Source organism: Hyalangium versicolor (genome assembly GCF_020103695.1).
In the GTDB taxonomy this organism is placed as follows: Bacteria; Myxococcota; Myxococcia; order Myxococcales; family Myxococcaceae; genus Hyalangium; species Hyalangium versicolor.
Genome location: NZ_JAHXBF010000008.1, coordinates 260,742 through 279,432 on the forward strand (window position 1 = coordinate 260,742; position 18,691 = coordinate 279,432).

The 18,691-nt window shown below is 67.2% G+C and carries 14 protein-coding genes; 6 read left to right on the top strand and 8 right to left on the bottom strand.

The window, feature by feature from the left end:
- Position 1 precedes the first annotated feature (1 nt).
- Entirely contained in the window at positions 2-871 is an 870-nt protein-coding gene (locus tag KY501_RS18780) for a methyltransferase domain-containing protein (RefSeq protein ID WP_224364559.1), read from the bottom strand.
- The gene (locus tag KY501_RS18785) at positions 868-4,542 is read right to left on the bottom strand and encodes an ATP-binding protein (RefSeq protein WP_224364560.1); all 3,675 of its coding nucleotides are present in this window, start codon (positions 4,540-4,542) and stop codon (positions 868-870) included. The genes KY501_RS18780 and KY501_RS18785 overlap by 4 nt, the downstream gene beginning before the upstream one ends.
- A 532-nt stretch (positions 4,543-5,074) precedes the next feature.
- Between KY501_RS18785 and KY501_RS18790 the strand changes: the two genes are divergently transcribed.
- Together KY501_RS18790 and KY501_RS18795 are read left to right on the top strand one after the other, a co-directional pair.
- The gene (locus KY501_RS18790) at positions 5,075-6,598 is read left to right on the top strand and encodes a patatin-like phospholipase family protein (RefSeq protein WP_224364561.1); all 1,524 of its coding nucleotides are present in this window, start codon (positions 5,075-5,077) and stop codon (positions 6,596-6,598) included.
- Between the two features lie 83 nt (positions 6,599-6,681).
- A complete protein-coding gene (locus KY501_RS18795) occupies positions 6,682-7,227 on the top strand; it encodes a carboxymuconolactone decarboxylase family protein (RefSeq protein ID WP_224364562.1) in 546 nt (181 codons plus the stop codon).
- Between the two features lie 20 nt (positions 7,228-7,247).
- Here the strand turns inward: KY501_RS18795 and KY501_RS18800 are convergent, their stop codons facing one another.
- Both KY501_RS18800 and KY501_RS18805 read right to left on the bottom strand, forming a co-directional pair.
- Entirely contained in the window at positions 7,248-8,150 is a 903-nt protein-coding gene (locus KY501_RS18800; RefSeq protein WP_224364563.1) for an SAM-dependent methyltransferase, read from the bottom strand.
- Positions 8,137-8,766: an RNA polymerase sigma factor gene (locus KY501_RS18805; protein ID WP_224364564.1), complete on the bottom strand. Its 630-nt coding sequence runs from the start codon at positions 8,764-8,766 to the stop codon at positions 8,137-8,139. Before KY501_RS18805 ends, KY501_RS18800 begins: the two co-directional genes overlap by 14 nt.
- Before the next feature lie 194 nt (positions 8,767-8,960).
- Here KY501_RS18805 and KY501_RS18810 point away from each other — a divergent pair, with 194 nt between their 5' ends.
- Positions 8,961-9,806 carry a DUF2911 domain-containing protein gene (locus KY501_RS18810; protein WP_224364565.1) on the top strand — a complete coding sequence of 282 codons (846 nt, stop codon included), beginning with the start codon at positions 8,961-8,963 and terminating at the stop codon, positions 9,804-9,806.
- Here the strand turns inward: KY501_RS18810 and bshA are convergent, their stop codons facing one another.
- Genes bshA through bshC form a run of 3 tightly spaced genes read right to left on the bottom strand, consistent with a single transcriptional unit; the run spans position 9,807 to position 13,398 of the window.
- On the bottom strand, positions 9,807-10,973 hold the full coding sequence (gene bshA, locus KY501_RS18815) for an N-acetyl-alpha-D-glucosaminyl L-malate synthase BshA (RefSeq protein WP_224364566.1): 1,167 nt from the start codon (positions 10,971-10,973) through the stop codon (positions 9,807-9,809).
- Positions 10,970-11,773: a bacillithiol biosynthesis deacetylase BshB1 gene (gene bshB1 / locus KY501_RS18820; RefSeq protein WP_224364567.1), complete on the bottom strand. Its 804-nt coding sequence runs from the start codon at positions 11,771-11,773 to the stop codon at positions 10,970-10,972. Before bshB1 ends, bshA begins: the two co-directional genes overlap by 4 nt.
- The gene (bshC, locus tag KY501_RS18825; protein ID WP_224364568.1) at positions 11,770-13,398 is read right to left on the bottom strand and encodes a bacillithiol biosynthesis cysteine-adding enzyme BshC; all 1,629 of its coding nucleotides are present in this window, start codon (positions 13,396-13,398) and stop codon (positions 11,770-11,772) included. The genes bshB1 and bshC overlap by 4 nt, the downstream gene beginning before the upstream one ends.
- A 139-nt stretch (positions 13,399-13,537) precedes the next feature.
- On the opposite strand from bshC, the gene KY501_RS18830 reads away from it, so the two are divergent.
- From KY501_RS18830 to KY501_RS18840, 3 genes are read left to right on the top strand one after another with little or no spacing between them, the layout of a single operon-like run.
- The gene (locus tag KY501_RS18830) at positions 13,538-16,018 is read left to right on the top strand and encodes a PIG-L family deacetylase (protein ID WP_373691621.1); all 2,481 of its coding nucleotides are present in this window, start codon (positions 13,538-13,540) and stop codon (positions 16,016-16,018) included.
- A complete protein-coding gene (locus KY501_RS18835) occupies positions 16,015-16,185 on the top strand; it encodes a hypothetical protein (RefSeq protein WP_224364570.1) in 171 nt (56 codons plus the stop codon). Before KY501_RS18830 ends, KY501_RS18835 begins: the two co-directional genes overlap by 4 nt.
- The gene (locus tag KY501_RS18840; protein WP_224364571.1) at positions 16,182-17,873 is read left to right on the top strand and encodes a sodium:solute symporter family protein; all 1,692 of its coding nucleotides are present in this window, start codon (positions 16,182-16,184) and stop codon (positions 17,871-17,873) included. Before KY501_RS18835 ends, KY501_RS18840 begins: the two co-directional genes overlap by 4 nt.
- Before the next feature lie 45 nt (positions 17,874-17,918).
- Here the strand turns inward: KY501_RS18840 and KY501_RS18845 are convergent, their stop codons facing one another.
- Positions 17,919-18,683: an esterase family protein gene (locus tag KY501_RS18845; protein WP_224364572.1), complete on the bottom strand. Its 765-nt coding sequence runs from the start codon at positions 18,681-18,683 to the stop codon at positions 17,919-17,921.
- Between the last annotated feature and the right edge of the window lie 8 nt (positions 18,684-18,691).

Genomic DNA, 18,691 nt, shown 5'->3' on the forward strand with positions numbered 1-18,691 from the left:
TCTATGGAATGGGGCTGACAGGCTCGACTGGCGGTGTCCGGAAGGACAGGCAGAAGTAGAAGCGGCTGATCTGCTCCTCGAGAATGTCCACGACTTCGGATGGGAGCAGCGCGCGGGGGCTGCGCGCTTCCCGAGTGTAGAAGGTGAGCAACCGGAACGCCAGACGGTCCCGAAGGGTGTGCGCACATGCGTCGAGTTGCTCGTCCACCACCACCAATGGGGTGCCAGGCCGGGCCACCCGCACCATCTCCGCGAGCGCACGCCCTGGCTGCCGGTAGCCGTTGATCCCTCCAATCTCGAACACGCGGTCGAAGACATGGTCCGGGAATGGCAGGGCATGGGCGTCCCCCATGAGCAGGCGTACGCCGCGGTGGCCCTCCCGTCTCAGACGCTCGCGGCAACAGCCAAGCATGCCCTCGCTGAGATCCACGCCCCACACTTCGACCTCGAGCCCCGGAGGCAGCTCCCGTGCGATGAGCGGAAGATTGGCGCCGGCTCCGATGCCCACTTCCAGGATGCGCAGCGGCGGCCCTCCCGGATGTGGAGCCAGGGCGCCCAGTTCGAGCCGCGACACATAGCCCTCGCGCAACTCCGCCTCCGAGACGCCTTGCAGCACCGGTGTCAGCAGGGCGGTGAGCGGATCATGCAGGAACGGTAGCCCGTCGTAGATGACGCGCAGCAGGCGATCCTTCCCGCGGACTTCCTGCTCCCGGAACAACCGGGGCAATTCGTCCACCACGGGCCAGGACGCGCGGCAGCCTCCGCAGTGGAGCCAGCCCTCCTCGAGCCATTCCCCCCGCATCCTTCCATCCCAGGTCACCGCCTCCCTGCAGTCGGGGCACGCCAGCAGCGCGGTATCAGCGAGTGTCATCTCATTCCTTCCCGGGCCAGCTCCGCTTCGGCGCGCCTCAGGTCGTCCACGGCGCCCAGCTCCGCGAAGAGCTCCCGCGCGCGCACCAGTTGGGGACGCCTGGCGGGGTCTGCCAGGGCCAGATGGCGCCCCCATTCGAGCCGCGCACGGCCCTCTTCGTAGGGCATCTCCAACTGCTTGGAGCGCTCGATACAGCGCCGCCAGGCCCGGCAAGCGGTCCGGACTCGCCCGGACAGCCAGGCCTCGAGCCCATCGCATAGGAGGGAGAACGGTGCCCCAAAGGCGAAGGCATGGCCGAAGGCCCTCAGGGCCTTGCACGCTTCATGTGACTCGCGAACGGGAGGTGGCCGGCCGGGGAGCGTCGCCCCCATGCGCTGCTCCCAGAGCGTCAGGTACACCTCGGCCACCTGGGTGACTCCGGTGTGCAGCCAGTAAGCGACGGGCTTCATGTGTCGCAGCAGCGCCAGCCCCCGGCCCGCCACGTCGAGCGCTCGGGCCTCCTGGCCCTGTCGCAGCAGAGACAAGGCCAGGGCTCCCTGGATGACGACTGTCTCTGATGCGCCCGCGTGAGCCTCGAACCAGGGAAGCTCCTCTTCCAGCTCTCGAAGGGCCTGCTCCGTACGGCCCAGGCGCACCATCGAGCCAGCGCGGCATAGCGCACCCCAGTGCCGCGTCTGCTCGGCGTCCCGCTGGCGTGCGCGCTCTTCCAGCTCGTTCGCTACCTCGATCCCTCGCGAGTAGAGCCCCTGGTACTGCAACGAGAGCGCTCTGACGGCACGGCTCTCCTCCGACTGTCGGAAATCCCGTGTGGCATCCGCGAGTCTCCGGGCGCGCTCGGACCAGGCCTCCACATCCTTCCAGCGGGCATAGCCGATACCGCAGACGACACACCGCACCAACGTGTAGACGACGTCTCCGGGAGTCCCCACGCGCTCGGCCATCTCGACCGCGCGCGTACTCCAGGACTCGACCAGGGGGCGCAGCTTGGGGATGCTGCTCAGCACCGTGGCCATGACGATGTATCCACGTGCCAGGCACTGTGAAGGGCCGCCGGGCTCCATCACGTTGATCAGTCGGAGGCCCGACCAGAGGAGCCGGGTGGCGTCCTGGAGGTAGAAGAGGACCTCGCACAAGCGGACCAGCAGCCGTCCTGCCTCGAGGCGCAGCTCCCGGGTTTCGGGTGACTTTTCCACGAAGGCCCAGGGGACGGCGGACTGCAGGAGCCGCTCCATCGCCTGGAGTGGAATCCCCAAACGCCAGCCCCATTTGCCGCGCGGGAGCGCCCAGCCGAGACATGCCAGGGCTCGTTTGGCATGGGCGTGACATTCCGGCATGTTTCCCGAGAGGTAGTACGTCTCTGCCAGATGCGCCTCGAGCAGTCCCAGCCGCCGGGCGCCTTCCTCCTTTGATTCCGCGATGGCCAGGGCTCGTTTGAAGTAGGGGATGGCCACGCTGCACGCATAGACGGACATGGCCTGGTCGCCCGCCTTCTCGGAGTAGTACCCCTCCCGGGCCTCATCGCCCACCTGGCCCCAGTGGTGGGCGAGCGCGGCCATCCACTCCGCCGCGTTCGGGTACACCGACTCGATCGCCTCCGCCGCCCGCTGATGCAGGGCTTGGGTCTCCTTTGGAGCCAGACTGCCCAGCAAGCCCTCACGCAGCTTGTCATGGGCGAAGCGCCAGCGATTGCCGGCAACCTCGAGCACCGCGGCGTCGGAGCACTCCACCAACCAGCTCCGCACCTCCAGGGAGGGATCCGCCGCCCGCAAAAGCTCTTCATGGATGTCTCGGCCAATGATCGCCGCGAGCCGCAGCGGCTCTCGCGCCCTCGGCGGGACCTTCTCCAGTCTGCGCTGGATGATGGACCGCATTCCCCCGACAAAAGCCGTGTCGGGCAGCTGCCCCCGGCCGATCCGGTCCAACCGCCCGTTCTGCTCGGCCAGGGCGCGGAGCACCTCGACGAGGAAGAAGGGATTTCCCTCCGTCTCATGCTCGAGCAGAGAGACGACACGCGGCTCCCGGCCGCCAGCGCCCATCATCGACTCGCTCAGCGCGGCGATCTCCGTAGGCTCGAGCCGTGGCAGCTTCAGCACCTGAAGCGAGGGCACCTTCCCCGGCAGCTTGGGGCACTCGTCATCCCGGTAGCTGCCCAGCAGCAGCAGCCGTGCCTTCGACACGCTCTTTGCGAGCCTCTCCAGCAGCGACAAGGTGGCGCTGTCGGCCCACTGGAGATCCTCCAGAATGACCACCGTGGGCTGGGACAACCGTAGGAAGACGTCCTCGACCGTGGCCATCAGGCGCAGGTGGGTTGCCTCCGGGCCGAGCGATTCGGGCTGGGGAATGTCGCGCTGGAGCAACTCCGCGATGTCTGGCACGAGCGGTCTGAAGATGGCCGCCTCTCGGGCCTCGAGCGAGGTGAGGAGGACCAGGCTTCGGAGCACCTGTCGCCACGCATGATAGGCACTGCCGCCGCTCGTGATGGACTGCCCCCGCAGCACCACCGCGCTCCGCACCATCGCCACGATGCGGAACTCGGCCAACAGGCGCGACTTGCCCACGCCACTTTCTCCTCCCACGAGCCAGGCGCTCCCTCGTGTCTCCTCCTCGGCCTCGTTGAGCGCAAGGTTCAGCCGAGCCATCTCCCTCTGCCGTCCGACGAAACGAGCCCCCTGTAGGAAGCTCTCGCGAGCCGCCACGGTCTCGGCCGGCAGGGGTTGATGCATCGCCTCGCAGAGCGCGGCGATCACCGCCTCGGCATTCGGGAATCGCTCTCGAGGTTCCAGTGTGAGCAGTCCGCGAAGGAAGCGGGCGAGCCTCGGCTCGAGCGTCTCGGGAATCTCCACGGGCTCACGGGTGACCCGCGCTTCGGTTTCCTTGAAGGCCGAGGTGAACCATTGGCTGGCGAACCAGATGAGATCCGCCTCCAGGCTGTCTGCCGGGCTGTCCTCGTCCGGAGAGGGGCGAGGCGAGCGCGGTTCGAGCGGACGCCTGCCCACGAAGAGCTCATGGGCAATCACACCCACGGAATAGAGATCGGAGAGCTCGGAGGGGGGCTCTCCCCGAAGCACCTCTGGCGCGAGATAGCCCCGTGTTCCCGAGCGAAGGGCCTGGGCCCGTTGTTCCATGCTGACCGCCAGGCCGAAGTCCAGCAGCTTGACGTGCCCATCCACCACCAGGACGTTGGCTGGCTTGAGGTCGCGGTGGATGATTCCACGCCGGTGCAGGTAGACGAGCGCCTGGAGCATCTGGAGCAGCAGCGCCACCTGCACAGCCCGGGGTTCTTCCCACCCCGCTTCGGTCAGCGTCTGCGCGCCCTCGAGGAATTCGAGCACCAGATAGGGCCGCTGCCGCGTATCGAATCCATGGTCGAGAACGCTGATGATGCTCGGGTGGCGCAGCGAGGCGAGGATCTCGAACTCGTGCGCCAGCTCCAGGACCGATTGATAGTCCCTCCCTTTGCGACGGAGTCCGCTGCGCTCGAGGAGCGCACTCACGCGGGCACTGTAGCGGCCCGAGGCAAGCTGTTTGATGGCGACCAGGCCGTCGAGCCGATCCCTGGCGAGGTAGACCGTTCCGAACCCACCGCGGCCCAGGAGCATCAGGGGCAGATAACGCCGGCTCACTTCGGGAAGGGAAGCGAACCCCGAGCGCTCATTCCCAGAGAAGGACACGGATTGCTCTGGCGTCCAGGCCTGTCCAGCCATCAGTGGTCCCCCGGTCAGCAGTGACTCTTTTCATGTATCAACAGCTGGGGCCGGGTGGAGGAGTGCCCGAGAGACCGGCCCGCACTTCCATGGTCTCTGGGACGTGCGAGGGAGCGTCTCACCTTCACGCGCACGCGCGCGTTCACAAAAGCCAACGCCTCCGCCCCCTGATTGAGACACCCTGGAGGAGGATATGGCGTTGAAACACGATGTGAAACCACCCGGCCGCACCCGGAGGTATCACGAGACGAAGAGAGCAAACGAGCCCTTGGTGGAGCAGGGGCACGCGCTGGCCGCACTCAGCCGCTCGCAGTTGTGTGGACTCGGACCCTCGCGGCTCTTGCGGATGTTCCGAACGGGCCAGTCCAGGCGATATCCGCCAGGGGAGTGGATCCGGGTGGAGACGCCCGGCCTCTGGGTTGTGCTGGACGGTTCGGTGGGGCTTTGGGGCCAGAGGAAGAAACTCCTCTCCACTCTGGGATGGAGCTCCGTCTACATCATGCAGCAGAGCCCAACGGGGGACACGGTGCCCGTGGACCTCCGTGCGGGCGAACCGGATGGAGCGTGGTTGCTCTTCGTCGAGAGTCACAACGCCCGCGGCTCGCTTTCGTGGACCCTTCAGGCTCCGCCCAACTCCCCTGCGGATACCAAGGTATTCCATCTGCAGAGCCATGCGCCGCTGAACCTGGATGCCCTGACGGAGCTCCTCGCGAGGACCATCGTCCATGACTTCGAGGACAAGGTGGTCGTCGTGCGCAAGGGAAAGAGTCCGGCCCTTGTCCCCAGCGAGCCCCTGCACCCCCGCTTGTTCCAGGCCTCGGTCATGGATGGCAACCTTCCCTTCGCGCCCGAGGCGTTCGACTGCATCTTCGCCGACGAGGCAGCCTCCAGGTTGCTCGCGCACCATCCCGCGCTCCAGCACACCACCCTCCAATTCACCCGAGAGCTACCGCTGGCTGAGACGCAGTGGGAGCAAGACACGCGCTTCATCCTGCTGATGCCCGTGTCGTCCAGCCCGGTAGACGGTGAGCTGGAAGGAGCGGTCGACCCACGGAAACTGCCCCTGCTCCAGCGAGGGTGCTGGATCGAACTTCCGGACGAACTTTTATCGGGGGCGCACACCGGGCTCGAAAAGCTGGATGAACGAACGAAGCAGCATCTCTCCCGGTGCGCGCGGGTGATCACCGATCGCCAGGTGGGCATTTCCCTGAGTGGAGGCGGTGCCTGGGGCTTCTACCACTATGTGCTCCTGGAAGAGCTGACGCGCAGGAAGGTCCCCATTGATGTCATCACCGGCAGCAGCATTGGTGCGGTGATGGGGGCGTACTACGGCGTGCGCGGATTGGGTGGGTTGGAATGCTTCCGCGACCGGTGCACAAGGGGGGAGATCAGCATGTACACCTGGCTGAGCATGATCTCCACCGCGCTGCTGGAGGATGTGTTCAAGGAGGATCTGGGTGATGCCCAGCTCGATCAGTTGTCCACTCGCGTTCACCCGGTCGCGATGAATCTCAGCACCGGCGAGGCAACGGTCTTCACTCGAGGGCCACTCGCGCTGGCGACACGGGCCAGCAGCTCGGCTCCGGGCTTGTGGGGGCCCACGCTCTTGAAGCCATGCCGCCACTTCGTGGACGGTGCCGCCGCGCACAATCTCCCCGCGCTATGGCTCCCGCACCTGGGGGCGGATCTGACGTTCTCCTGCAATTGCTACCCGGCTCAGTCCCGGCCCTATCACCAGCTCATCCCGGGAGACTTGGGGCGCGTCTTGAAGGTGCTCAACCCCGTGGAGCGGTTGCTGGATCTGATCTCCAGTGGCAACGGGCTGCTCCATGCGAACGGCGAACTGGGATCCCTGGTGAGCACCCGGTCCTTCCACAAGTCACCGTCCGAGGATCCCCTGCGGCAGGCCACCGCCTTCCACAGAGCGGATGAAATCATTTGTCACGCAAGGAATGACAGCGTCTTCAATGAAACCCTCAATCAGTTTGTCAATGATTGGGAAAAGCTACGCGCGTCCTCCTGAAGAAAAGGCATGGCCAGGGATGTTGACGGTATGAATGGGGTGGTTGAACCCATCAATCACAGGAGAGCACGATGTTTGAAAGCATGATTTCGCGTCAACTCGAGCTCAGGGGAAGAGATGACTCCGTCGAGCCAGTCCCCCTCACGGAGATTCTCGGCAGCCGTGAACTCCAGAAGCTGCGAGATCACTTCGATGAGGCAGTGCTGTGCGACATGGCGAGGGTGCTCGGGAAGAAGCTGCCGGATTCGAAGTGGTTCGTCGACGGCATCCTTGACCAGTTCTACTCGAAGGCGAAGCTCCCAGTCACCGAGGAATACAAGCAGTTCGCAGCCCGGCGCGAAAGCCAGCTCATCACACTCTTCCTGGTCTTCTCCCGCGGCCAGGGAGTCTTCCTGGGCATCCATCTCTACTGTGGGTTGATGATGGGCATGAGCCCCGAGGAGCTCACCCAGCACGTCATGCTGGTCGGGGTGTATGGAGGCATTGCGGTCCTGAATACCGGGCTGACCACGCTGGAACGGCTCTTCACTCTCTTGAAGGGGCTGGCAGCGCCGAATGCACCCAACCCCACGCCGGCTGTGGTCCTGCGTGAGCTTGCTCTGGCGCTCGGGCCCAGTCTGGCTCGATAGGGCCCAGAGGCCCACGGCCTTCATCTCAAGGGCTTCACGCCGGTGGCGAGGACATAGTCGAAGGTGCTCCGCACCCGCCGTGCGTACCACCAGGGGTTGCTGGCCAGCCGGAGCAGTGGGTTCATCCGGTGTACGAGCTCCGGAGCCTCCAGCCGTCGGCCGAGGAACAGCAGCAGGGGCTCGTAGACATGTTCACGGATGGAGTGGACCTCTACGCCTTCGAAGTGCGCCGCCATCAACCGCGAGGGGTACTCCTCGCGACTGTAGAGGTTCTCCCTGGGAATCTGCCACACGGCCTGGAACGGGCGACTGAACCGGTGTCCGGGCAGTGGGAGGATGTCTGTCAGGGCGAGCCTCCCTCCGGGCCTCAGCACCCGCCATGCCTCGGCGAAGAAGTCCTCGCGCGTGTCGAAGTGGAAGGCGGACTCGAGCGACACCACCTTGTCGAAGCGCCTGGCGGGAAAGGGCAGCCGGGTGGCCGAGCCCACCTGGAGCAGGACTCGGCTCGCCAGGCCGACGCGCGCCATCCGCTCTCGAGCGATGTCGACATGCAGCGGCGTGAGATCGATGCCCGTGAGCCGCTGGGGATGGAAGCTCCCCGTCCAGTAGAGGAGCTGATCCCCGAAGCCGAACCCCACATCCAACACCTCGTCCCGGGGGCCCAGCCGGGCTGTTCGTCCCAGCAACTCCGCGAGTGCACGGCTGGCCTCGTCGAGTGTTCGCACCCTGGGATCAGCCCAGTACCCCAGGTTCATGAACAGGCTGTGCTCGGACAACAGGTTGTGGGTGGACAGGAAGGTATAGAAACGCTCCGGCCGTTTGCCGGACGGCTCCAGGACGAGCCGGAGGAGCGCAGCGCCCTCCAGGAAGGCACGAGGCCAGGAGCCCTCGTACCGCGCGTGCTCCTCGCTAGAGGGAAGCATTCTCGCCGGACGAGAGCATCTCCGCTTGCCGTGCGAGTTCTCTCAGCCGCGCCTTGATCCTCTGGAACTGCTGTCGCAGCACAGCGGCTTTGCGCTCGAGCGCCTCCTGAGACAGGACCTCCTCTGGATTGCTCATCGAGCGGGCCACGTCGTACCAGGACAGCCGCTGATCCACTCGCAGCAGGAGGATGGTCTGTTCATGCGGGGAGAGCTGTTCGCGTAGCTCCCGGAAGCGGGCCTTGACGTTGCTTTGGAGCCAGGGTTTCGCCAGGCTCCGTTCTGGCTGGGCCTCGTCACGGAGAGCCCCCAGGCTGACCGGCTCCTCCCGTGCGGCCTGTGAGCTGGCCATGCGGTAGGCGATGTGGCGGGCTACCTGATAGGCCCACGTCCGGAAGGAGCATTCCCAACGGAACGTCGGGAGGTCCCTCAGCAGGTTTTCGGTGAGGATGCTGTAGGCATCCCGCGTCTGCTCCCGATCATGAAGGATGGACCCCAGCAGCCGCATGAACTCGGGCCCATAGCCTTCCAGCGCGACCTGCACGGCGCTCCCCGTATCGCCGCGCTTGCAGCAGTCGTGGATCCGCTGTTCCAGTTCCTGTCGTGCGCTTGGCTCCATGTTTCCCCTCCAGGCACGATGGGGGCACCTGGCATTCATGGGGGATTTAGACACTCCCTCCGGGGATGAGGAGTGCCTTGGGGGGAGGGCGTCCTTCCCATCAAAGCCTGCCCTTGGTCTCCTGGAGGGACCGGTCTATAGAGGCGGCGACCCATTTCCCCCCCTTCCTCTTCGGGAAGGGACCCTTGAGGACAATGAAGAACACTGCGTTCAAGAGTGTGTTCGTGATTCTGGTGGCGCTGATCGCGCTGCCCGTGTCGGCCCAACTCCAACTGCCGGCTCCCAGCCCCGCAGCCAAGGTGATGCAGCAGGTGGGCCTCACCGACATCTCGCTCGAGTACTCCAGCCCCGGAGTGAAGGGCCGCAAGATCTGGGGCGCCCTGGTGCCCTGGGACGCGCCCTGGCGCTCCGGTGCCAACGCGTCCACCAAGATCACCTTCAGCCGGGATGTGACGTTCGGCGGCAAGCCCGTTCCCGCGGGCACCTACGCCATTGTCTCCTTCCCCTCGCAGAAGGGCTGGTCGATCGCGCTGAACAAGGAGCTCGGCCTGTGGCAGGGCAAGTCGTACGACGCCGCCGATGACGTGGTGCGAGTGAGCGCGACGACCGCTCCCATCCCGAATCGCGAGCGCTTGACGTTCCTCTTCTCCAACACGACCGATACGGGCACCTCGCTCGATCTGGAGTGGGAGAAGCTGCGTATCTCGGTGCCCATCCAGGTGGACACGGTGGGGCAGGCCCAGGCCAACATCAAGAGCGCGCTGGACAATGCGTGGCGCCCGCATATGAGCGCGGCCAGCTATGTCGCCGAGAACCTCAAGGACGTCGACACGGCGCTGAAGTACGTGGACACCTCCATCTCCATCGACTCGAACTGGCAGAACAACTGGGTCAAGGCGGAGCTGCTGGCCAAGAAGGGCAACTACGCGGAGGCTCGCAAGCACGCGCAGGTGGCCTGGGACCTGGGCCAGAAGTCGCCCAACTTCTTCTACAAGGACGCGGTGGCCAAGGCCCTCGCGGACTGGAAGGACAAGAAGTAGTCAGCGGTGGGCCGCCGCTACGAGCCGCTGGTAGAGGGCCTCGTAGCGGTCGATGGCGGGCGCCCGCTGGAATCGCGCGAGGACCTGCTCGCGCGCGCGGTGCGAGCAGGCCTTCCAGAGGGCTGCGTCTCGCAGCAGCGTGAGGACGCGGGCGGCCATGGCGCTCACGTCCCCCACGGGCGCCAGGTAGCCCGTCTCTCCATGGCTCACCAGCTCCGGAACGCCACCAATGTCGCTGGCGACCACGGGGACGCCGCAGCTCAGCGCCTCGAGCGCGGCCAGGCCGAAGCTCTCCTTCTCGCTGGGCAGCAGGAAGGCGTCGCAGGCAGCCAGCAGCTCGACGAAGTCCTCCTGGTTGCCCAGGAAGGCCACGCGCTCCTCCAGGCCCAGCTCGCCCAGGCGGCGCTCGGCGCCCTCGCGCTCGGGGCCGTCACCGATCATCACCAGCCGGCACGGCAATCGGCGGTTGACCTCGGCGAAGATGGTGCACACGTCCTGGATGCGCTTGACGGGGCGGAAGTTCGACACGTGGATGAGCACCGGCTCGCCATCTCCGAGCTCCGGGAAGAGCCGTCGCAGCCCCGCGCGATTGCGGCGGGGCGTATGGCGCACCGTGTCAACGAAGTTGAAGATGACCTCGATGGGGACCGTCTCCGGCGAGAGATGGAAGCCCTCCCAGGTGGCGCGCCGGAGGAACGCCGAGGGCGTCGTCACCGCGTCGCTGCGCAGGAGTGAGAAGCGGGTGATGGGCAGGTAGCTGGGCTCGATACCTACCAGCGTGGTGTCCGTCCCATGGAGCGTCGTCACGATGCGCGGAGCCCGGGGCCCCAGCACCTCACGTGCCATCCACGCGGCCGTGGCATGGGGCACCGCGTAGTGCACGTGGAGGATGTCCAGGCGCTCCTTCTGGCAGACCTCGATCATCTTGGAGGCGAGCGCCAGCGGGTACGTCCCCGAGTTCTGGAGCGCTGGGTAGGTGCTCTCCGTCACCTCGTGGAAGAGCACCGGGTGGCGGGTGCCGTGGAGATGCACGGGCAGCTCTCGCGCGATGAAGTGCACGCGGTGGCCACGCTCCGCCATCGCCAGGCCAATCTCGGTGGCGATCATTCCGCTGCCGCCGAAAGTGGAGAAGCAGGTGATGGCCAGGTTGAGGCGACGGTCTGTCATCGGCGCGGCGGGAAGAACAGCGGCCGGGCAAAGGTATTCCGACGAAAGTGATCCACGGGATCGGCCAGGCCTGGCGTCTCGCGCAGCACGTAGGGTTCGCCGTAGGCCACGCCGATGTGGGCGCCGTAGAAGCGGTCTCGGGCCTCGAGCGAGGACACCGAGAGGGGCGAGCCGACCAGCGTCTGGGGCGCATCCGGCCGCGGCTGCACCTGGCTGGCGTAGCAGTGGATGGCCTCTCGCTTGCGCTCGTAGGACTCCGTCACGTCGACGATGACGCTCGGCTCCGCCAGATGACGCAGCGGGTAATAGAGGACCTGCCGGGGGGTGAAGGGCTCCAGGTCAGACTCCGTCTCGAAGCGGCGGACGGCGGCGAAGAACAGCGCGCGCGTCACCAGCGCGCTGGTGGCCTCGTGGTCCGGATGGCGCTCATGTTCCCACGGGACGACGACGAGCTCGGGCCGCAGGCGGCGCAGCACCTCGACGACGCGCGTCACGGGAGCGGCCTTCGCTCGCTCCGCCTCGGGCGCGTCGAAGCCGGCCCACGGGTGGATCCAGGCATCGGGCAGGCCCAGGTTCTCGCGGACGGTGAGCCCCAGCACGCGGGAGGCTGCCTCGGTCTCGGCGGCGCGTGTCTCTGGGGTACCGCGGGAGCTCTTCTCCCCGCGCGTCATATCGATGATGCCGGTGCGGTAGCCCAGGCTGGCCATGCGCGCCATGAGCCCGCCGCAGAACAGCTCGACATCATCGGGGTGGGGACCGAAGGCGAGCACCTCGAGTCCATGGGCCGGGGAGGGCGTCATGGCTTCAGGTCCTCGAGCGCCCCCGAGAACGGCGCGCAGGACTCGAGCACCTGGCGCGTGAAGGCGCGGGCTCCGAAGCGACACGCGTAGTAGGGCAGGCTGTAGATGCGCTCTTGCGGCGCTCCGTCCGGGAGCAGATAGGTGCGAAGCCTGTCCAGGCGCTCGGCGGTCACCTGATCGCGTTGGGCCAGGGCGCGGCTGTACTTGGCCACGAGGCGGGAGAGGGCCAGGCGGACGCTCTCCTCGGTGCGCTCGATGGCGTGAGCGAAGCTCGGGTCCAGGGTGGCCATGCGCTCGCCGAGGCGGGCGAGTTCAGGCGCCAGGGTGCCCATGAGCCGGGCCTCGACAGCCTCGGGTGGGTCGAAGCCCTCTCCCGCGCCATGGGTGGCCAGCCGGGTCAGCAGCTCGTCTCGCGGCGTGGCCACCTCGTCCGGCGAGAGGCCGAGCTTGTCGAGCAGGCCCCGTACGCGGTCATCGAGCACGCGGAAGCGGGAGCGCGGCAGGATAAGCGGCATGGGCAGTCCCACGTGCGAATAGAGCGGCGCGAGCTGCGCGAAGTAGGCGATCTCTCCCGGCCCACCGACGTACGCCGCCGTGGGCAGCCAGGTATCCTGAAGGATCGGGCGCAGCAGGGCGGAGGTGGTGAAGCGCAGGGGCTCGCGCTCCAGCCAGGAGAGGAGCTCGGCCGTCGACACGGCAGCGTTCTCCGGGTGCCCCACGAGTTTCCACATCCCCGGAACGTCGCCCGGGTCCAGGCGATAGCGGGCTCCCTCGACTCCGTCGGGAGAGAAGAAGCCCAGCGGTGCGCCAGGGCGGATGTGGACCTGCTCGGAGAAGCCTGCCTCCTCGAGGGCACTGCCCTGGGCGCCGAGCGCGGTGGAGATGGCCGAGGCCTCCTCGATGGCCCGGCGATGAACCGGCGCGGCGAGCGGCCCGAGGCGCGGATCGCGCGGATCGAGGAACACCAGTCCCTCGTCGGCGAAGAGCGTCGCGAGGACCTCGGCGAAGGCGTCCGCCATCGTCGCCTCGGGGCGGTAGGCGCGCTCCATCAGCCCCAGGAACTCCCCTGCATGGGGCTGGCCGCCCAGCTCGGCGCGCAGCGCCGCGAGCGCCACGGGCGCACCCTCGCCCAACCGGCGGTGGGCGACGGGGGCACGAGAGGTGGCCGCATCCGCGTGTTGGAGCGACAGACGCAGGGGCGCGCCGGTGCCACGCGGAACGAAGCAGTGATCGATCTCGGGGAGATCGTGGTCTTCGGTCTGCAGCCAGAAGACAGGGACACACGGGCGCTCTGTCTCCTCGGCGAGTGCGCGGGCAGCGAGGATGGCGGAGGCGGCCTTGTAGAGGGTGAAGAGCGGCCCGAGGAAGAGGCCCACCTGCTGGCCGGTGACCACGGCCACGGTGCCGGGGCGGGTGAGCAGTTCCAGGTTTCGCTCACGGGCGGGGCTGGAGGGAAGCCGCGCGTTTCGGGCCACGAGCGCCTCGTGAAGCGCGGGTGCCACGACGCGGGAGGAGGCGGCGGCCACGGCTTCAGCGCGGGCCATGCGGTGACGGAAACGATCGGGAAGGAAGCGAAGTGCGCGCGGATCGCCGCGGAGCCAGTCGGCCGAGAAAGAGGACGTCACGCGGCGGTGATAGCAGGTCCCCGCAGCTGGGGCGAAGGCGAATGGCCTGAAGAGCACGGAGAGTGCGGATCGGCGGATCCTGCCGACGCGGGAAAGAATTTCGCGCGCCCAGGCGGCCTTGTGATTAGGGTCCGCCTGAATGAGGAACCTGAGCATTCTCGGGATGATGCTGGCCATGAGCCTCGCAGTCTGGTCGACAGCCGCTGCACAACCTGCTCACCAACCTCACGCGGGCGAGCTGGCGGCGGGGATCAAGCGCTTGGGAGTCGTGGGGAGCGTGCTCTATGTCGCCGCTCACCCCGACGACGAGAACACCCGGCTGTTGGCCTGGCTCGTCGGTGGGCGCGGCCTGCGCGCGGGCTACCTCTCGATGACGCGCGGAGACGGCGGACAGAATCTCATCGGGACCGAGCAGGACGAGCTGTTGGGGCTCATTCGCACCCACGAACTGCTCGCGGCGCGGCACATCGATGGCGCCGAGCAGATGTTCACGCGCGCGCGCGACTTCGGTTACTCGAAGAGTGCCGAGGAGACGCTGCGGATCTGGGGGCGGGAGGAAGTGCTGTCCGACGTGGTGCTCGCCATTCGCCGCTTCCAGCCGGACGTGATCGTCACGCGCTTCACCACGCTGCCGCCGAACCACGGCCACCACACGGCCTCGGCCTTGCTGGCCGAGGAGGCCTTCGCGGCCGCGGCTGACCCCAAGCGCTTCCCTGAGCAACTGGGGACGCTCAAGCCGTGGAAGGCCGACCGGCTGCTGAACAACGTCTCGACGTGGGGCCTGAAGCCGGACGCCGACCTGTCCGGGTACTTGAAGCTCGACGCGGGCGGCTTCAATCCGCTGTTGGGGCGTTCGTGGGGGGAAGTCGCCGCGGAGAGCCGCAGCCAGCACAAGAGCCAGGGCTTTGGCGTGCCGGCAGAGCGTGGCCCGCAACCGGAGTACTTCAATCCCCTTGCCGGGACGCGCCCCCAGGCGGACCTGTTCCAAGGGCTCGAGTTCTCGTGGCGGCGGTGGCAGGGCACCGAGAAGATCATCCAGGCGGTCGAAGCGGCCTCGAAGGGGTTTGATCCCAGCGCGCCCCACCTCAGCATCCCGGCGCTCCTGCGCGTCCACGAGGCGATCTCGGCCCTGCCCGAGGACAACCCGTGGAAGGCGATCAAACTGCGCGAGACGGAGGCGCTCGTAGCCGGGTGCGCGGGCCTGTTCCTCGAGGCGCGTGCGCCTGAGACGACGGGCGTGCCGGGCGGCCAGGTGACGGTGGACCTCATGGCCTTGAATCGCTCGCCCGCGGCGATCCGGTTGGTGAGCGTGACGCTGCCGGGCGGCGCGTCCACCGCGGTGGGCAAGGATCTGGCCGAGCACACGCCGTTCAAGCTCTCCCAGCCGGTGATGCTCCCGGAGCAGGCATCCATCTCGACGCCCTACTGGCTGCGCCAGCGCCCCACCGGTGGGCTCTACGAGGTGCCGGACCGCGCGCTTATCGGCCGGCCGGAGGGCGATCCCGCGCTGGAGGTCGCGTTCCTCTGCGAGGTGGGCGGCAAGCGCTTCACGGTGAAGCGGCCGGTGGTCTACGTGTGGACGGATCCCGTGCGCGGAGAGCTCTATCGCGACTTCGAGATCGCTCCCGTTGTCACCGCGACGCTGGATCGTGAGGTCATCATGTTCCCCAACGGCGAGCCCCAGACCGTCTCGGTGGTGCTGGCCGCGGGCCGGGCGGAGGCCACGGGCAAGGTCCGGCTCGAGCTGCCCGCTGGCTGGCGGTCCGAGCCCGCCGAGGTGCCCTTCCAACTCGCCGCGCGCGGGGATGAGCGCACGGTGCAGTTCAAGCTCACCCCTGCCAAGGGGGCGAGTGAGCGGAGCCGGCTGCGCGTCCTCGTCGAGAGCGGGGGCCGCTCGGAGTCCTGGCGCGTGCGCACGGTGAGCCATGAGCACATCCCTCCACAGACGGTGCGCCAGGCCTCCGAGGCGGCGCTGGTCCCTGTCACGCTCGCCACGAAGGTGAAGCGCATTGGCTACATCCCCGGGCCGGGCGATCGCGTGGCCGAGAGCCTCGCCGCCGTGGGGTATGAGGTGACGATCCTCCCCGAGGAACGCTTGGACCGTGAGCAGCTCCAGCGCTTCGAGGCGATCGTGGTTGGCGTGCGTGCCTTCAACGCCAACCCGCGCCTGGGGGTGCACCGCGAGCGGCTCCTGGAGTACGTGGAGAAGGGTGGGCGGCTCATCGTCCAGTACAACACCAACAGCCGGGTGGGGCCGCTGCCCACCTTTGTGGGCCCGTACCCGCTGGAGATCGGCCGGGATCGCGTGACGGATGAGAAGGCGGAAATGACGCCCCTCACCCCAGACGAGCCGCTGCTGCGCACGCCCAACCGCCTCACGCCCGCCGACTTCGAGGGCTGGGTCCAGGAGCGAGGCCTCTACTTCGCCTCGAAGTGGGACGAGCACTATCGGCCCGTGTTCTCCATGAATGACTCTGGCGAGCCGCCGCTGCGCGGAGGACTGCTGGTTGCCCGGCACGGCAAGGGGGCCTTCGTGTACACGGGCATCGCCTTCTTCCGTCAGCTCCCCTCGGGTGTCCCCGGGGCCTACCGCCTGATGGCGAACCTCCTGGCCCAATGAGCACCGAGCCCAAGCCTCCTGAAGCGGGAGTGGCCCCCGCGCCGCGTCCGGAGATGGACGATGCGCCGCCCGTGTTGGGCTCCTGGCGCAACATCTACCTCTTCGTGCTGGGCACCCTGGCCCTGCTCGTCGCCCTGTTCTGGGCGCTCACCCGGGCCTACGCGTGACACTGCTCGACTGGTTCGTCCTCCTCGGGACCACGGCCTTCATCGTGGTGTGGGGCATCTGGAAGACGCGCGGCGCGCGTACCTCCGATGAGTACCTGCGCGGCGGCTACGAGATGCGCTGGACCACCATCGGCCTGGCCGTCATGGCCACGCAGGCCAGCGCCATCACCTTCCTCTCCGTCCCCGGGCAGGCGTACGAGGATGGGATGCGCTTCGTGCAGTTCTACTTCGGACTGCCGCTCGCGATGGTGATCATCAGCGCGGTCTTCATCCCCATCTACTATCGGCTGAAGGTCCTCACCGCCTACGAGTACCTGGAGTCGCGTTTCGATCTGAAGACGCGCCTGCTGGGGGCCTTCCTCTTTCTCATCCAGCGCGGGCTGGCCTCGGGCATCACCCTCTATGCTCCCGCCATCATCCTCTCCACGCTGCTGGGCTGGCCGCTCGAGCCGACCATCGTGGCCATGGGCGGTCTGGTCATCCTCTACACGGTGTCGGGCGGCGCCAAGGCCGTCGCGCAGACGCAGAAGCAGCAGATGGTGGTGATGCTCGGCGGCATGGTCGTGGCGGCTCTCGTCATCCTCTGGCGGCTGCCCGAGCACGTGTCCTTCGGCCGCGCCGTGGACGTGGCGGGCGCGTTCGGCCGGCTGAACGTGGTCAGCTTCGATTTCAACTTCCAGGATCGCTACAACTTCTGGTCCGGCATCACCGGTGGCCTGTTCCTGTCGCTGTCGTACTTCGGGACGGATCAGTCGCAGGTGGGCCGCTACCTGTCGGGCCGATCGATCTCCGAGAGCCGGCTCGGGTTGCTCTTCAACGGGGTGCTGAAGATCCCGATGCAGTTCCTGATCCTCTTCGTGGGGATCCTGGTCTTCGTGTTCTACCAGTTCACCACTCCGCCGCTGCTCTTCAACGAGTCGCTGCGCACGCGCGTCCAGGCGACGGAGCAGGCAGGGGAGTTCGCGGCGATCGAGTCGAAGTGGACGCAGGCGCACGCCGCGAAGCAGGCCGAGGTGGAGCGCTACCTGACGGCCCGCGAATCCGGAGACAGCGCCGCCGAGGCCAGCGCGCGCGAGCGTCTGAAGGAGGCGGCCCGGACGACCGAGGCGATTCGGAAGGACGCCAAGGCCGTGGTCTCCCGGGCCCTGCCGAAGGCCGAGACCAAGGACTCGGACTACATCTTCATCACCTTCGTGAAGAACTGGCTGCCCAGCGGGCTCTTCGGGCTGCTCATCTCCGTCATCCTGGCGGCGGCCATGAGCTCGATCGCCAGCGAGTTGAACGCGCTGGGCGCGACGACCACGGTCGACTTCTACCGGCGCGTCATTCGCCAGGATGCTGCGGATCGCCAGGTCCTGGTCGCCTCGAAGCTGTTCACGGTCTTCTGGGGCGTGGTGGCCATCGCCTTCGCGAACTTCGCGTCACTGCTCGACAACCTCATCCAGGCCGTCAACATCCTCGGTTCCATCTTCTACGGAACCGTCCTGGGCATCTTCCTGGTGGCGTTCTTCTTCAAGTTCGTCCGGGGCAATGCCGTCTTCCTCGCCGCCGTTCTCTCGCAATCCACCGTGGTGGCCCTCTTCCTGCTCAGCTCGATTGGCTACCTCTGGTACAACGTCATCGGCTGCATGCTGGTCGTTGCCCTGAGCATGGGGCTCCAGGCCTTCATGCCCCGAGCCGCCCGGTGAAGGCCCGGGCCCGAGCCCGAGCCTCCCGCGTCCAGGGTGGCTCGCTCAGTACCCGAGCCGCTCTCCCACGTAGTGATCGAGCTGCCGGAACCAGGTCGTCCAATCGTGGGGCATGTCGTGGCCCCAGATGTCCAGGTTGTGGGGAATGCCGCGCTGGTGCAGCAGGTAGCTGAAGTGCTGCGAATACCCGGGGTACTCCCACGCGCCGCGGCTCGTCAGCAGGTGGATGCGGCTGTGGTACCGGAGCAGGTCCATCTGCGGACCCTCGGGCAGGTTGGGCACATAGGAGACGGGGTTGTTGAAGTAGACCTCGTCGCTCCAATAGCCGTGGAGGAAGTCCTCCTGGAGATCATAGAAGCCGCCCATGCCGACCAGCACCTCGAACAGATCCGGGCGCCGGAAGAAGGCGTTGGCGGCGTGGAAGGCCCCGAAGCTGGCTCCCGCCGCGCCGATGCGGGCGTGCCCGTTCTGCAGGCAGTTGCGGATGTGCGGGACGACCTCCTCTTCCACGTACTCCGAGTAGCGCGCCTGGTTGTGGGCCTTCACGTGCATGGGGATGTGGTGGTTCATCCACGCCCAGGGGTTGATGCTGTTGATGCTGAAGATCTGGAACCGGCCCGCGAACAGGTGGTGCGCGACGGACCGGATGAGCCCCATGCGCTCGGCCTCGAGGAAGTCTCCCCCGGCGGTGGGGAAGAGCAGCATCGCGGGGCCCCAGTGGCCGTAGCGGACGATGGGCATGTCCATGCCCAGCCGGTGGCTGTACCAGCCGAAGAGTTCCCGGCGCAGGTTCGGATCGACGTGTGACATGAAGGCGG